General features: G+C 62.8%; 10 protein-coding genes. 5 read left to right on the top strand and 5 right to left on the bottom strand.

The features are described from left to right. Positions 1-212 precede the first annotated feature (212 nt). The 4 genes from BEN47_RS17295 to BEN47_RS17280 form a co-directional block, all read right to left on the bottom strand. Positions 213-743, bottom strand: a complete 531-nt coding sequence (locus BEN47_RS17295) for a hypothetical protein (RefSeq protein ID WP_070730139.1) — start codon at positions 741-743, stop codon at positions 213-215. A 498-nt stretch (positions 744-1241) separates the two neighbouring features. Next, positions 1242-2045, bottom strand: coding sequence for a geranylgeranylglyceryl/heptaprenylglyceryl phosphate synthase (locus BEN47_RS17290; protein WP_070730138.1), 804 nt, complete (start codon positions 2043-2045; stop codon positions 1242-1244). Then, the gene (locus BEN47_RS17285; RefSeq protein ID WP_070730134.1) at positions 2017-2892 is read right to left on the bottom strand and encodes a hypothetical protein; all 876 of its coding nucleotides are present in this window, start codon (positions 2890-2892) and stop codon (positions 2017-2019) included. The genes BEN47_RS17290 and BEN47_RS17285 overlap by 29 nt, the downstream gene beginning before the upstream one ends. A 6-nt stretch (positions 2893-2898) precedes the next feature. After that, positions 2899-3276 (bottom strand): phage holin family protein, encoded by a 378-nt coding sequence (locus BEN47_RS17280; RefSeq protein ID WP_070730132.1) that lies wholly within the window; start codon positions 3274-3276, stop codon positions 2899-2901. A 146-nt stretch (positions 3277-3422) separates the two neighbouring features. Between BEN47_RS17280 and BEN47_RS17275 the strand changes: the two genes are divergently transcribed. Beyond that, complete coding sequence (locus BEN47_RS17275) at positions 3423-3821, top strand: J domain-containing protein (RefSeq protein WP_158011078.1); 399 nt, start codon at positions 3423-3425, stop codon at positions 3819-3821. Next, positions 3815-4561, top strand: a complete 747-nt coding sequence (locus tag BEN47_RS17270) for a tetratricopeptide repeat protein (protein ID WP_070730128.1) — start codon at positions 3815-3817, stop codon at positions 4559-4561. The genes BEN47_RS17275 and BEN47_RS17270 overlap by 7 nt, the downstream gene beginning before the upstream one ends. Before the next feature lie 214 nt (positions 4562-4775). Here BEN47_RS17270 and BEN47_RS17265 read toward each other — a convergent pair whose 3' ends face one another. Then, the gene (locus tag BEN47_RS17265) at positions 4776-5306 is read right to left on the bottom strand and encodes a fasciclin domain-containing protein (RefSeq protein WP_438830507.1); all 531 of its coding nucleotides are present in this window, start codon (positions 5304-5306) and stop codon (positions 4776-4778) included. A gap of 285 nt (positions 5307-5591) precedes the next feature. On the opposite strand from BEN47_RS17265, the gene BEN47_RS17260 reads away from it, so the two are divergent. The 3 genes from BEN47_RS17260 to BEN47_RS17250 all read left to right on the top strand — a co-directional run bounded on the left by BEN47_RS17260 (position 5592) and on the right by BEN47_RS17250 (position 14001). Next, positions 5592-8033 carry a TonB-dependent receptor gene (locus BEN47_RS17260; RefSeq protein WP_070730124.1) on the top strand — a complete coding sequence of 814 codons (2442 nt, stop codon included), beginning with the start codon at positions 5592-5594 and terminating at the stop codon, positions 8031-8033. 512 nt (positions 8034-8545) lie between these two features. Then, complete coding sequence (locus BEN47_RS17255; protein WP_070730122.1) at positions 8546-12871, top strand: DUF4394 domain-containing protein; 4326 nt, start codon at positions 8546-8548, stop codon at positions 12869-12871. A 296-nt stretch (positions 12872-13167) separates the two neighbouring features. Then, positions 13168-14001, top strand: a complete 834-nt coding sequence (locus BEN47_RS17250; protein WP_070730120.1) for an IS982 family transposase — start codon at positions 13168-13170, stop codon at positions 13999-14001. Positions 14002-14116: the final 115 nt, after the last annotated feature.

Here is a 14116-nt window from a genome sequence, read left to right as displayed (position 1 = left end):
TCGTGGACAAGCAGGTTGGTGCCGTGCCCAAGCACGTACTAGCCCAAAAGCTCGAAGCACAGGTAACGGCGTAAGTCTGTTTTCCTTTTTGCTAAAAAAAGCCCCGGAGGGCAGCAGGACTACGGCCTGAGCCGGCCGCGCCGTTTGGCCGTAGGCAGTGGTGGTGGTGCCCAGCCCGAGCAAGCCCAGGCAGACGATGGTAACGAAAGGGTTCATAGCAGCAAGCAACGAATAAGCACAAGCCCAAGCGGCCGCAATCGGCAGATGGGTGGTCGGCAACCAGCAAAGCCGGCCGCGTTTCGAGATAATCTAGAAACGCGGCGACCCAGTGGGCAAGTTCGGCAATTAGCGGCTGCCGCGGCGTCCGCTGCCGCCGCCCGGCTGCTGCCTTGGTGGCCGCTGCCGGCCGGCCGGCTGCCATGGCCGCGTTCGCCGCCTCGGGCGCTGCGCTCGCCGCGAGCCGTCGAACGGCCACCGCGGGCTACCGCACTCACGGCCGCACCCTTGTCGGCGCCGGTCAGCGGCGTTGTCTTGGCAAAGGTGCTCACGGTCTGGCCGTGGTTGGCGGGCTTGCTGGCTTTGTCGCCGTCGCGGTCATCGTCGCCGCGCTGCTTGGTTTTGGCCTCCTGCTTGCGCTCCTTGGCGGCTTTGTCGGCGCGGCGGGCATCGGGGGTGGTTGGGGCCTGCGCCAGGGCGGCCAGGGAACAGCACAGGGCCAGGGCAGAGAGCAGTACTTTTTTCATAATGGTGGCGGGTTGAATCGTTGAAGAATGAGACAAACCTACCGGACCAACATGATGCGAACATGATGAGCCACGCACCGATGGGCGGGCGTTCTGCTGTTGGTCAAATACCCGGCAGCATTAGTGAAGCTTCTCTCATTGACCAGGCCCTGTTTGGTTGCGCAAGGCAGCATTGCTGTTGGACAAAGTCCATCATCAGTCACTTGTACTTCTTGCGGCCCTGCTCGGTAAGGCCGCGGGCCGGCGTCGTCGGGCAGGGCCGCCCCTCGGGTGGCCGCTTTAAATGCCTGAGTAGTATTTTCTGCACCCCACTAATGATGAAGCGGACAACCCCCAGCAGGCAGCGGCAGAAGCGTTGACGGCGCACGGCGGCCAAGTCGTCAATCTGTTGCTACAGTACGCGCCGGGTGGTGCGTTGGCAACCGTTTGGGCTCCAGGACCGCTGTGTGGAAGTAGCTACCGAAAGCGAGAGCCTGCAGGTTGGGCTGGCGCGTGTTGCTAAGCATTCGTAACTGGACTCTCGGTCTTGGTAGCCACGGCCGCCACGTTGTTGAACGATGCCACCACGCTCACAACTTCGGCCAAGAACTCCGGCTCGGCCTCAATGTGATTGCCCACTACCACCACATCGGCTCCGGCAGCCAGGGCGGCGTACACTTTTTCGCCGGTATTAAGGCCGCCACCCACGATAATAGGGGCACCTACGGCTTCGCGCACGGCCGCAATCATGGCGGCCGACACGGGGTTTTGGGCGCCGCTACCGCCGTCGAGGTACATCAGCTTCAGGCCCAGCTGCTCGCCGGCCAGGGCGGTGCAGGCGGCAATGCCGGGTTTATCGTGGGGGAGCGGCGCGGTGCCGCTCATGTAGGAAGCCGTTGTGGGCCGGCCCGACTCGACCAGCATGTACCCGGTGGGCAGCAGCTGCAGCCCGCTGGCGCGCAGGCGCGGCGCGGCCACCACGTGCTGGCCAATCAGAAAATCGGGGTTGCGGCCCGAGATGAGTGAGAGCAATAGCACGCCATCGGCGGGGCCGTCCAGGTGCAGGCTGTGGCTGGGAAACAGCAGCACCGGCACGGTGGAGTGCTCCTTTATCAACGCAATGAGGGCAGCCTGATGCGAACTTAGCACCAGGCTGCCCCCCACGAAAAAGTAATCAACCGGGTGCGCCTGGCTCAGGCGCAGCAGGTGTAACAGACTGGCTTCGTTTAGATTATCCGGGTCGAGCAGCACGGCCAGCGCCTTGCGGCCTTGCTGCTGGCGAGTGCAGAGCGCATCATAAAGTAGCGGAGTGGGTGAACGCATCCGGGGAACTGGGAGTGGCGAGCGAATCGACGGGAGCAAACCCGTTTTCGGCTGGTGCAGGGTCAGGGGAGTTCGCAAGGTCGGCATTTTTGTCGGCCGGGAAAAACTCGCTCACTTTTTTTGTCACCATGGCCAGCACCACGGCGGCCGCCTGGGCCACCAATATTTTGCCGGTATCGGACTGCAGGAAGGACTGCAGCACGCCAGCCATCATGTTGGGCTGGCGCGGCACCTGGGCGGCGGGCTGGTCGTCGTCCTCGTCGAAGGCGTGCGAAGCGGGCAGGCGCCGGCTGTCGTCAAAAGGCAAATCCTGGAAGGGGTCGTCCTTAAAATCTTCGGTGTCGAACGGCGAAGGCTCGTGCTCCGGGCGGCTGGCGGCCGTGGGTTGGGCTGCGCCCTTGCCAGGTGCAATTCCCAGGGCAGCATCGTCGTCGCTTTCGTCGGTACTTTGGGCCATAAAGACCTGGGCCGAAGCCGCGGCCGACTTGCTGTGCGTCACGCTCTTATAGCGCTTGCCGTTGCCAGCGGTGTAGTACTCGCTGCCAAAGCCGTTGTCGGCGTCAAAATCGTTGGTGTCGTCGGCGCCGAAATCGTCCCAACCGGCCTCGTTGTCGTCCTGGCTGAACTCGTTGCGGAATTTACGCTTGCGCTTTTTTCCACCAAAGGCTTTGGATATGAGCCAGATGCCACCGGCCAGACCGGCACCCACCAGGGCTACCTTGCCCACGGTCTTCGACTGGTCCTTAATGTGGTCCACGTCGCCGCGCAGGGCGCGCTCGTACTCGAGCTTCTTCCGCTCAAGAAATTCTTTTTCTTCGTCGAACAGGGGATTATGCAAGTCACTCATGGCAGGCTAGGCTTGGCGTTTGTCAGATTTATAAATGGTGTCCTTGAACGCCTTGTTGGCGATGCCCTGGAACGCGGCTTTGTCCACGCCCACCAGCACGAGCACCAGCAGTAGCAGGTAGAAGCCGGCCACAATGCCGAAGCCCCAGAAGGAGCTGTCGAGGGCACTATTGAGGGCCAGCCCGGCAAATACGCTCAGGAAAATAACGAACATCAGGGCCAGAACGGCCAGCGTTACGCCGTGGATGGTACTCACGAAGACCGTGGATACTTTTTGCTGGATTTCCAGCCGTACCAGGTCAATGCGCGTGTCGAGGTAGCCGGTCAGGTTGCCAATCAGGCTGTCGTTGCGGGGTGTTTTGGAGGAGTCGTCGTCGAAGAGCATACGGCGCGAAATTGGGGTGCAAGAAAGAAAAAAAGGCTGAAATATGTCCGCAGAATCAGAAAAAAACGCCGCGGACTGCACCGGTTCTACGGAAAATTTCGGCGCGTGGCTGACTTTTGTATGGTCAGTCGTGTTTGGTGCCCAGCGTGAGTCAGAATCATTATCAAGTCCTTGGAGTAGCACCTACTGCTGCGGCCGCCGAAATCAAGCGCGCCTACCGGCAACTGGTGGTGCGCTACCACCCCGACAAGCACGGGGGCGATGTGCGCTACGAGGACCAGTTTAAGGCCGTGGCCGTGGCGTACCGCGTGCTGGGCGACCCCGGCCGCCGCGCCACCTACGATTTCCAGCTCACCCAGGCCAGCCGCCGGGCCGAGGACGTGCGGCGCCAGCAGCAGCACCGCCCCGCCACGCAGCACGTGTATGGCGTGCCCATGCCGCCGCCTGCGCCGCTGCGCACGCGCCCGCCCGCCGCAGCCGCGAGCGGCACTACCAGCGCATTCCGCGCCAGCGCCCTGGCTTCAACCGCCGCGACTGGGTGCTGACGCTCTTGTTTCTGCTGGGCATTGTGCTGTTTGCGCTGGCTGTGAAGGTGACCATGGACCGCGTGACGGCCGCCAGCAACTACCAGGACGGCCTGCGGGCCTATGGCCGGGGCCAACTGGCCGCAGCCTACAGCTTCATGGACGAAACCCTGCAGTTCCGCCCCGATTACGCGCCGGCCCTGCGCCGCCGGGCCGAGCTGGAGCTGTTGGCAAACCGCGACCCGCGCGCCGCGCGCGCCGATTTCCAGGCGGCCCTGCTGCAGCCCCAGCCCCGCCGCCTGGCCGCTGACATGCTGTTCCGGCTGGCGCGCTGCGAAACCGACCTGGGCCTGCCCACTGCCGCGGAGCTCAATTTTACCCGCGCCCTGGTCCTCGACAGCACCCTGAGCGCTGCCTACCTGGCCCGCGGCGCCGCCCGCCTGCTCGACCTCGACCAACCCGAAAAGGGCCTGGCTGACCTTAACTACGGTCTGGCTCAGCGCCGGCGGGCCGGGGCCGCCACGCCCTGGCATTACGTGCAGGTGCGTGGGCTGGCCCTCACGGCCCTGGGCCGCTACGACAGCGCCCGCACGGCGTATTTCGAGGTGCTGCAGGCCCGGCCGCGCGATGGGCGCACGCATTTCCTGCTGGGCCGGCTGGCGAACCGCACCGGCGATGCGGCAGCGGCCTGCGAGTTTTACCGCCGCGCCCTGCTGCTGGGCTACGAGTACGCCCGCACAGCGGAGGGAAAGTGCAGGTAGCGGATAGGCCTGCAACTCCCCTCCTCACCAAGGAGGGGAGTTGCAGCGAAGCTGAAACGGGGTGGTGCCACCGGAGGGTGGCGTTGAGCAGCGGGCCTGCACATCGCCATAAAGACCCACAACACCCACAACACTTCGCCCCAAAACGCAAATAACCGCTGCTGGCACGGGGCCGGCAGCGGTTGTTTGCGTTTGTTAGCTAGCTCAGAGAAAACTAGTTAGGCAGGAGCACCGTGTCCACTACGTGGATAACGCCGTTGCTTTGCATCACGTTGGCGATGGTAACCATCGACATGCCGCCTTTTTCGTCTTTCAACTCAATCTTCTTGCCTTTCATCATGGCCGTCAGGGTGCCGCCGCTCACGGTTTTGAGGGTGGCTTTGCCTTTGCCGGCTTTGATGGCTTTCATCAGGTCAGCGGCGGTCATGCGACCAGCTACTACGTGGTAGGTCAGGATTTTGGTGAGCGTCTCCTTGCTCTCGGGCTTCACCAGGGTTTCTACCGTGCCGGCGGGCAGTTTGCCGAAAGCAGCGTTGGTAGGAGCAAATACGGTGAAGGGACCAGCGCTTTGCAGGGTCTCTACGAGGCCAGCAGCTTTCACAGCGGCCACCAGGGTGGTGTGGTCTTTCGAGTTAACGGCGTTTTCCACGATGTTCTTCGTGGGGTACATGGGCGCGCCGCCCACCATCACGGTCTTGGTCTTGGACTGGGCCGAAACAGTGGTGGTAGCACCAACGCTGAACATGGCAACCAAGGCGAGCGAAAACAAAGTCTTTTTCATCGGAATAAATAAATGGTTGTTGTTTTGAATGATGACCCACCTACGCGACGACTCGCGCCGCCGGATTGCCTGGAGGCAGACTTTTTCCAGATTCGGGCGCATCCGGCGGCTCAGGTTGTGGCAACGCGCCTTGGCCGTTCTGTCGTTGGATGGCGCGTTCACTATTTGGCCGAGGTGAACCGTTCGACGATTGAACGCGCCAAGGCGCGTTCCTACAAACCATTTGCCGCACCTCTTGCTTGCTGCCTTGTGCGCATTCTACCCCTGCTGTTTTTTCTGTTACTTTCCCTTGGAAGTAGTGCCCAAAATGCCAGCATCGTGGCCGGCACCGTGCGCGACCGCGCCACCCAGGAGGTGCTGCCCGGCGTGAGCATTACGCTGGAAGGCACCGATTTTGGCACCGCCACCGACGCTGAGGGGCGCTACCGCCTCACGGGCGTGCCGGCGGGGGCCTACAACCTGCGCGCCACTTTTGTGGGCTACGACGCGCTGCTGCGCGCCAACATTGCCTTGAGCAGCGGCAACGTGAACACCCTCAACCTGGAACTGAATACCGCGCCCCAGGCCCTGGACGAAGTGACCGTGACGGCCAGCCGCGCCATTCGGGTGGCCACGCCCGAAACGCCGCTCAGCGTGCAGCGCCTCACCACCGAGGAAATAAAGAGCAACCCGGGCGGCAACTTCGACATTTCGCGGGTAATACAGAGCCTGCCCGGCGTGGGCGGCGGGGGCAGCGGCGGCACGGCCGGCTTCCGCAACGACATTATCATCCGGGGCGGGGCGCCGAACGAAAACGTGTACTACCTGGACGGCATTGAGGTGCCGGTCATCAACCACTTTCCGACGCAGGGCAGCGCGGGCGGGCCGGCCGGCATTCTCAACGTGAGCTTTATTGAGGACGTGACGCTGAGCAGCTCGGCGTTTCAGGCGCGGTACGACAATGCGCTGAGCTCGGTGTTGCAGTTCCGGCAGCGCGACGGCAACTCCGAACGCATTCAGGGCAACCTGCGCACCTCGGGCACCGAGGTGGCGGCCACGCTGGAGGGGCCGCTCACCTCCAACACCACGTTTCTGGCATCGGCCCGGCGCAGCTATTTGCAGGTGCTGTTTAAGCTGATTGACCTGCCTATCCGGCCCGATTTCTACGATTTTCAGTTTAAGACCACCACCAAGCTCTCGCCCAAAACCACCATTACCACGCTGGGGCTGGGCGCCATTGACCATTTTGAAATAGTGGCCCCAAAAAACAGCTCGCCTTCCAAGGAGTTCGTGCTGCGCTCCAACCCTACCATCGACCAGTGGAACTACACCGTGGGCGTGAACCTGCGCCATTTGGTGGAGAACGGCTTCGTGAACGTGGCCCTGAGCCGCACCCAGCAATACGGCAAGGCCGACCAGTTTGCCTACGGCTTTGAGGGCCAGGAAGCCTTCCGCAAGCTGGGCGCCCGCAACGGCGAGGTGGAAAACAAACTGCGCGCCGACGTGAACAAGCGCGTGGGCCGCTGGCAGTACAGCTACGGCGTGGTGGGCCAGCTGCAGCACTACGACAACAACCTGACCAACCGCATCCGCTCGAAGGTGCGCGACGCCAGTGGCACGCTGGTGAGCCCGGCCGTGACGGTGCGCTTCGTGACCGACCTGGACTTTGTGCGCTACGGGGCCTTTGCGCAGGCCACCCGGGCCTACGGCGCCGAGAGCCGCCTGACGCTCTCGGCCGGCATCCGGGCCGATGGCACCTCGGCCCTGGACCAGGGCTACCGGCTGGACCGCACGCTTTCGCCGCGCGCTTCGCTGTCCTACGCCCTGCTTCCCACCCTGAACCTGAACGCCTCGCTGGGACGCTACTTCAAAATACCGCCCAGCACGATACTGGGCTTTCGCGACGAGCGGGGCACGCGCCTCAACTCCGGCAGTAGCTATATCCGGTCCGACCACGCGGTGGCGGGCCTGGAGTGGCTGCCGGGCAAGGCCACGCGCTTCACGCTGGAGGGCTTTTATAAGAAGTACGCCAACTACCCGGTGTCGGTGCGCGACGGCATCAGCCTGGCCAACCTTGGCGGCGACTTCAACGCCATTGGCAACGAGGCCGTGACCAGCACCGGCAAGGGCCGCGCCTACGGGACCGAGGCTTTTTTTCAGCAGAAGCTGAGCGGCAAGCTGTTTGCGGTGGTGTCGCTCACGGGTTTCCGCTCGGAGTTTTCGGGGGCCGATGGCGTGTACAAGCCCACGGCCTGGGACACGCGCTTTCTGGGCTCGGCGCTGCTGGGCTACCAGCTGGGCCGCGGCTGGGAAGTGGGCGCCAAGTACCGCGTGGGCGGCGGCGCGCCCTACACGCCCTACGACGAGGCCGCCAGCCGCGCCAGCTACCAGGCGGTGGGCACGGGCGTTCTCGACTACAGCCAACTCAATACCCGGCGCCTCAACAGATTTCAGCAGCTTGACCTGCGCCTGGACAAGAAAATCAGCCTGCGCCGCCTGAGCTTTGATTTTTACATTGACGTGCAGAACGCGCTGCTCACTAAGCCCGTTTCGCCGCCTACCTACACCTTTGAGCGCACCGCCGACAACAGCGGCTATACCACCACCGACGGCCAGCCCCTGCGCCCCGACGGCCGCAACGCGGTACCCATTCTGCTTCTGGACGATGATGCCCTGGTGGTGCCCACCATCGGCTTCATTGTGGAGTTTTGATGCCACCCAGCCGCTCGGCGGTCAGCCGTCACTGCACCGATTTTCGGAGCCCAACCGACTGCCCAAGCCGGCAGGTCCAAAATTGAATGATACGTAGTGAGCGCGGGGCCGGCAGCAGAATGGGCCGGGCCACTTCACAAGCGGCAGCGGCCGCAGTCAGGGAATGGAGCGGACCAAAGTGCCCGTGTCAAGACTAATACTCAGGGGGGAAGCTGCTCTTTTCTACTGAATAACTACGGCATAAAGTACCTGTGACATAGGCCTAAAGGAGCCAGACGAATTTTGCTGCTAGCCGCATGTTCTTTAACCTAAATTTAATACCTCGTATTTCAATCCTATATGATACGATTACCGTAGTTCCCTTATTGTTGGCTTACCACCCACGGGTGGCAAAACATCTGTTCGTTCACTTTACCAATAATCTACAAGCAAGTATGAACACAACATTACCTTCCTCCGCATTGGGTTTATGGCAACGCACCTCCCGGGTGCTGTCTGCTGCCGCCCTAACCATGGGCCTATTGGCCGCCGCGCCCAGCGCCCAAGCCCAAACCGTGTACGGCATCACGCCCAACGGAGCCGGGCTTGTGACTTTTAGCGCTGCTTCCCTAGTTTTGGGCGGCACTCCCACCGTGGTGCCCGTCACCGGCGTAACGGCCGGGCAGGTCCTGGTAGGCATCGACTCGCGCCCTGCTACCGGCGAGCTATTTGCCCTGGGCTACAACGGCGCCGACGTGGCCCAACTCTACATCCTCAATCCCGCCACCGGGGCTGCTACCGCCAGGGGCGGCTCGCTGGCGCTGGTGCTGGGCGGCGCTACTGAGCGCATTGGCTTCGACTTCAACCCCACCGTGGACCGCATTCGCGTTACGAGTAGCAACGATGCCAACTACCGCCTCAATCCCGTCAACGGAACCGTGATGATACGCGACGGCGACATTAAGTTTCCGGCGCCTTCTACCGACAACCCGGTGGTGGGCTCGGTGGCGTACACCAACAGCTTCATCGGGGCGGCCACCACCACGCTCTACGACATTGACGAGAGCCGCTCGACGCTCTACATTCAGAACCCACCCAACGACGGCGTGCTGGCGACCGGAGTGGCCATTACCCGCAACAGTTCTTCGCTGCTATCCGCCAGCGACCAGACGGACTTCGACATATACACCGACCCCATGACGCGGGCGCAGAGCACCCTGCTGGCCGTAACCTCCGCGCTAAACCCTGGCTCTACCGCCTTTTACAATCTTGACCTCGCTACCGGCAACGCCTCGCTCGTAACCAACGGCTTTCCCTCTTTGGTTATCAGCGACATTGCCTTTGCCATCGACCGGACCGCGCCACCTGCCAGCGGCCAGCAGCTGTACGCCGTGACGACGGGCAACAGCCTGATTTCTTTCTTCTCAGGCACTCCTAATTTCATTAATACGGCGGTTCTCATCACCGGTATTACCACCGGCCAGACGCTGGTGGGCACTGACTTCCGTCCCAACACCGGGCAGCTGTTTGGCCTGGGCTACAACGCCGCGGTGGCGGCCCCTGCCGGAAATACCCAAGTTTACACCATCAACCTGAGCACGGGCATGGCCACGCCGGTTGGCCCGGCTATTCGCTCGGAGCTGGGCGGTGCTACCGACAACATCGGCTTCGACTTCAACCCCACCGTGGACCGCATCCGGGTGACGAGCACCAACCGCGCCAACCTCCGCCTCAACCCCAACAACGGGGCCCTGGCGGCTACCGATGACCCGCTCACCTATGCTGCCGGCGACCCCAATGCCGGCGCCACGCCCCGCATCGGCTCGGCGGTTTACACCAACTCCTTTGCCGGCGCGACCGGCACCGTGCTCTACGGCATCGATGAGGCGCTGAATACCCTCGTGCTTCAGGACCCGCCCAACGTCGGCACCCTCAATACCATCGGGCGGCTGCTGAACGTCACCATCGCGCCCACCAACGCACTGGTCGACATTGACATCTACTACGATGTGGCCGCACAGGCCAACCGGCCCTTCCTGGCCGTGAACGACAACGGCGCCGCTGGCTCCAGCCTCTACACCTTGCCCGCTATGCTGAGGGCTCCCGGCGATAAGGCCGCCACCCTCATCGGGGCCATCGGCCTGGGCATTCCGGTGCGCGACATTTCAGCTGTGCTCGACCCGGCCGCTGTCCCCAACAGCACGGCAGCCCTGGTAGGTCGCCTGCTGTACGGCGTGGCCGGCGGCAACCTGATTTCGTTTGATTCGGGCAACCCTAATGTCATCCGCACGGCGGTGAACATCACCGGCCTCGGCGCTGGCCAAGCGCTGGTGGGCACCGACTTCCGGCCCTTCAACGGCCTGCTCTACGCCCTGGGCTACAACGCCACCGCTCAGCAGGGCCAGCTCTACACCCTCGACCTGAATTCCGGAGCTCTTTCGCCCGTGGGTGGCCTCAACGCCCTTGTGCTCGGAGGTACTTCCGATGTTGGGTTCGACTTCAATCCCGGTGTCGACCGCATCCGCATTGTGGGCACCAACGGCAACAACTACCGCCTCAATCCAAACGATGGGGTGTTGGTAACGTCCGCCGACGGTTCCACCGGACGGGCGCTTTCGGCCACGGCCTATACCAATAACGACAACAACGCCGCCACGGGCACTACGCAGTACGGCTACGACCAGACCACCAATGAACTGGTGATTTTCAGCAACCCCAATGCCGGCACCAACACCACAGTGGGCAGCTCCGGGATTGTGGTAAACACTGCCACCGGCGTCGATTTTGACATCTTCACCGACCTCACCACCCCCGCTACTCCTGCGAACACGGGCTTCCTGGCGGCTTCGCTCACAGGCACCACCGCCGACAACCTGTATACCATCGACTTGGGTACGGGCGGCACCAGCCTGTTGGGCCGCATCGGCAACGGCAGCAACCTCACCGGGCTGGCGGCCTTCCTGGTTCCCGCCCCGGTCATTCTGGCGGGCCTGACCTGGACCGGTGCGATAGACACCGACTGGGCTAAGGCAGGCAACTGGAACCCCATGCAGGTACCCACCGCCACCGACAACGTGAACATTCCGGATGTGGCCAATGACCCCGTGGTGAGCAACTCCCAGGTAGCCAACGGCGTCTCGCTGGCTTCGGGCGCCACGCTCACCACGGCCAATGGCGGCACGCTCACGCTCAGCGGCAGCTTCTTTAACAACGGCGGCACCACGCTTGGCAGCGGTACGGGTACGGTATCCTTCGCCGGCACCGCCGCCCAGACCATCAGCGGCACCACTACTTTCTTCAATAACCTGACGGCCGGCTCGGCTGGCCTCACCGCCAGCGCCCCGGTGCAGGTACAGCGCCTGTTGCTCCTCAACGGTAGCCTGACTTCGAACGGCAACCTGACCCTGCTCTCCAACCCCACCGGCACCGCCCACGTGGTGAACGCTGCTGGCAGTGTGGTGGGCAATGCCACTGTGCAGCGCTACATCACCCCTACCAGCAACAACGGCCCCGGTTACCGCCACTATTCGGCGCCGGTTACCGGCTCTACCGTGAGCGACCTGGCTACCCCCGGCTTTACGCCCGTGGTGAACCCAGCCTACAACACGGCCGCCATGCCCAACAACGTAACGCCTTTCCCCACCGTGTTTGGCTACGACGAAACCCGCGTGAACACCAGCGGCAACCCCGCGCCGCAGGATTTCGACAAAGGCTTCTTCTCCCCCAACTCCTTGGGCGATATGCTGATGGTGACCCGCGGCTACACCGTGAACATTCCCGCTTCTCAGACCGTCGACTTTGTAGGCACCCTGAACAACGGCGACTACTCCGCCTCCAGCCTGAGCCGTGGCACCCAGAGCGAGTCGGGCTACCAGTTGCTTGGCAACCCCTACCCTTCGCCCATTGACTGGGACCTGGTGAACCGCACCAATGTGGACGCCGCCGTGTACGTGTACCGTTCCACGGGCCAATACGCCGGCACCTATTCCTCTTACGTGGCCAACGGCGCCGGCACCAATGGCGGCACCGATATGCTTCCCGTGGCCCAGGGCTTCTTCGTACGGGTAAGCACGCCCGCCTCGAACAACGGCCAGGTAGCATTTGCCAACGCCGCCCGTCCGACCATTTACGCCAGCCCGGTCTTCCAGCGCGGCGCTGACACTGCTCCCCTCGTGCGCTTCGACCTGCGCGGCACCACCGGCCCAGCCGATGAGGCCGTGGTGTACTTCGATGCCAACGCTACCGACGGGTTCGACTCGGCGCTGGATGCCTACAAGCTGATTGGCGGCAACGGCCCCTTGGTATCCACCGAAACGGCTGCCCCGCTCACGGCACTGTCCATCAACGCGCTGCCTGCGCTGGGCACTGCCGATGTGGTGGTAAATGTGCGGCTGCAGGCCGGCGTGGCCGGCACCTACACGCTGCGAGCCGCTGAGCTGCTGCGCTTGCCCGCTGGCACTTTTGCCTACCTGCGCGACGCCCAGACCGGCGCGAACATAGACCTGGCTACCCAGCCCAGCTACACGTTCGAGATGGCCACCGGCGTGTCATCGGGTCGCTTCTCGCTGCTCATCAGCCAGAAAACGGTGCTCGCCAACGCTCCTTCAGCAGTTAGCCAGCAGGTTTCGGTTTACCCGAACCCGGCTCGCGACGCGGTGTCCATCAACCTGCCCGCTGCCCTGGCCCGCCAGGCCACGGAGGTGCAATTGGTGAACTCCCTGGGCCAGGTAGTGCTGCGCGCCACGCTGCCCGCCGGCAATGCCCGTCCGCTCTCCATTGCAGGCATTGCCCGCGGTGTGTACACGGTTCGGATGCAAACCGAGCAAGGCACCGTGAACAAGCGCTTGGTAATCGAGTAGTAGCCAGCCTGGTTTCTCTTGCTTAAAAAGCCCCGTCTGCACATTGCAGGCGGGGCTTTTTTGTTGACAAGCGCAAGACGTCGGAAAGTGGCAACGGCCAAGGCCAAACAATACCGACAAGGTTGCCATCACCATGCAGGTTGTGGGAAGCACAGCGGTAAAATTGGGCCGGCTGGAATGGAGGGACACTCACCGTACTTAACCCAAGTTGCGGAGTACAGTGGGCATAAAAAAAGTCTGCTCGGCAGAGCAGCAGTAGGTTTAAGGTCTCTGACCTCCTCATTCCTGCTGAAACCATGCGCGAACAGACCGTTGCAATGTACTGCTTCCTCGACGATTTGCTCACCCGTACCCGCCCCGTGTGGGCGCGGCCGGCCGACCCGCGCCGGCGCTTGTCCGATGCCGAAGTGCTGACCACGGCCCTGGTCGCCGCCCGCTACTTCGGCGGCAATCTGGTCCTGGGCCGGCACTACATGCAGCAGCACTGGGGCATGAAATGGCTGGATAAGAGCGGTTTTACGCGCCACCTGCACCGCTTGTCCGACACCCTGCTGGGGCTGTTCGCCACCTTCGGCCAGGCCCTCAAGGCCCTGCACACCGAGGCCCGCTACGTCATCGACTCCTTTCCCGTGGCCGTTTGCCACAACATGCGCATCGGCCGCAACCAGTTGCTGGGCCACGAAGCGTACCGGGGGCGGTGCGCTAGCAAACGCAGTTGGTTTTACGGCTTCAAGGTGCAAATCGTGGCCACCACCGACGGCATCCCGGTGGACTTTTACGTCCACGCCGGCTCGGAAGCCGACATTACCGGCCTGCGGCACCTGGCCCCGGACCTGCCCGAAGGCAGCGTGCTCTACCCCGATGCCGGCTACACCGACTATGGCTGGGAAGACCTGTTCGAAGAAGCCACCGGCAATCGGCAGCAGACCGCCCGAAAGAGCAACAGCACCCGGCCCCACGCGCCGCACGAAATCTTTTTGCTTCAGCACTTTCGCAAAACCATCGAAACGGCTTTCAGCCAGCTCACCGCCCGCTTTCCCAAACAAATTCACGCCGTCACGGCCCAAGGATTCGTCCTCAAAATTGCCCTCTTCATTTTCGTCCACACCTTGGACCAAGTCGGCTTATAGTCCGCAACTTGGGTTAATTAAGTGGTAGCGCATAAGTAAACGCATAAGTTTAGGGGCCGTAGTTTCGCCCCATGCGTGCCCCCCTTGCCCTAAGCCCCGACGAAGCCACGACCCT

Source organism: Hymenobacter lapidarius, assembly GCF_001816145.1.
GTDB classification, from domain to species: domain Bacteria; phylum Bacteroidota; class Bacteroidia; order Cytophagales; family Hymenobacteraceae; genus Hymenobacter; species Hymenobacter lapidarius.
Note: the sequence above shows the minus strand (reverse complement) of the source record. Positions and strands in the feature narration are given on the sequence as shown.

Bases quoted from the DNA above. Each gene is read 5' to 3' on its own strand.
- BEN47_RS17250 (WP_070730120.1), top strand. From the start codon at position 13,168: ATGCGCGAACAGACCGTTGCAATGTACTGCTTCCTCGACGATTTGCTC.
- BEN47_RS17285 (WP_070730134.1), bottom strand. From the start codon at position 2,892: ATGAGTGACTTGCATAATCCCCTGTTCGACGAAGAAAAAGAATTTCTT.
- BEN47_RS17295 (WP_070730139.1), bottom strand. From the start codon at position 743: ATGAAAAAAGTACTGCTCTCTGCCCTGGCCCTGTGCTGTTCCCTGGCC.
- BEN47_RS17290 (WP_070730138.1), bottom strand. From the start codon at position 2,045: ATGCGTTCACCCACTCCGCTACTTTATGATGCGCTCTGCACTCGCCAG.
- BEN47_RS17280 (WP_070730132.1), bottom strand. From the start codon at position 3,276: ATGCTCTTCGACGACGACTCCTCCAAAACACCCCGCAACGACAGCCTG.
- BEN47_RS17255 (WP_070730122.1), top strand. From the start codon at position 8,546: ATGGGCCTATTGGCCGCCGCGCCCAGCGCCCAAGCCCAAACCGTGTAC.
- BEN47_RS17265 (WP_438830507.1), bottom strand. From the start codon at position 5,306: ATGTTCAGCGTTGGTGCTACCACCACTGTTTCGGCCCAGTCCAAGACC.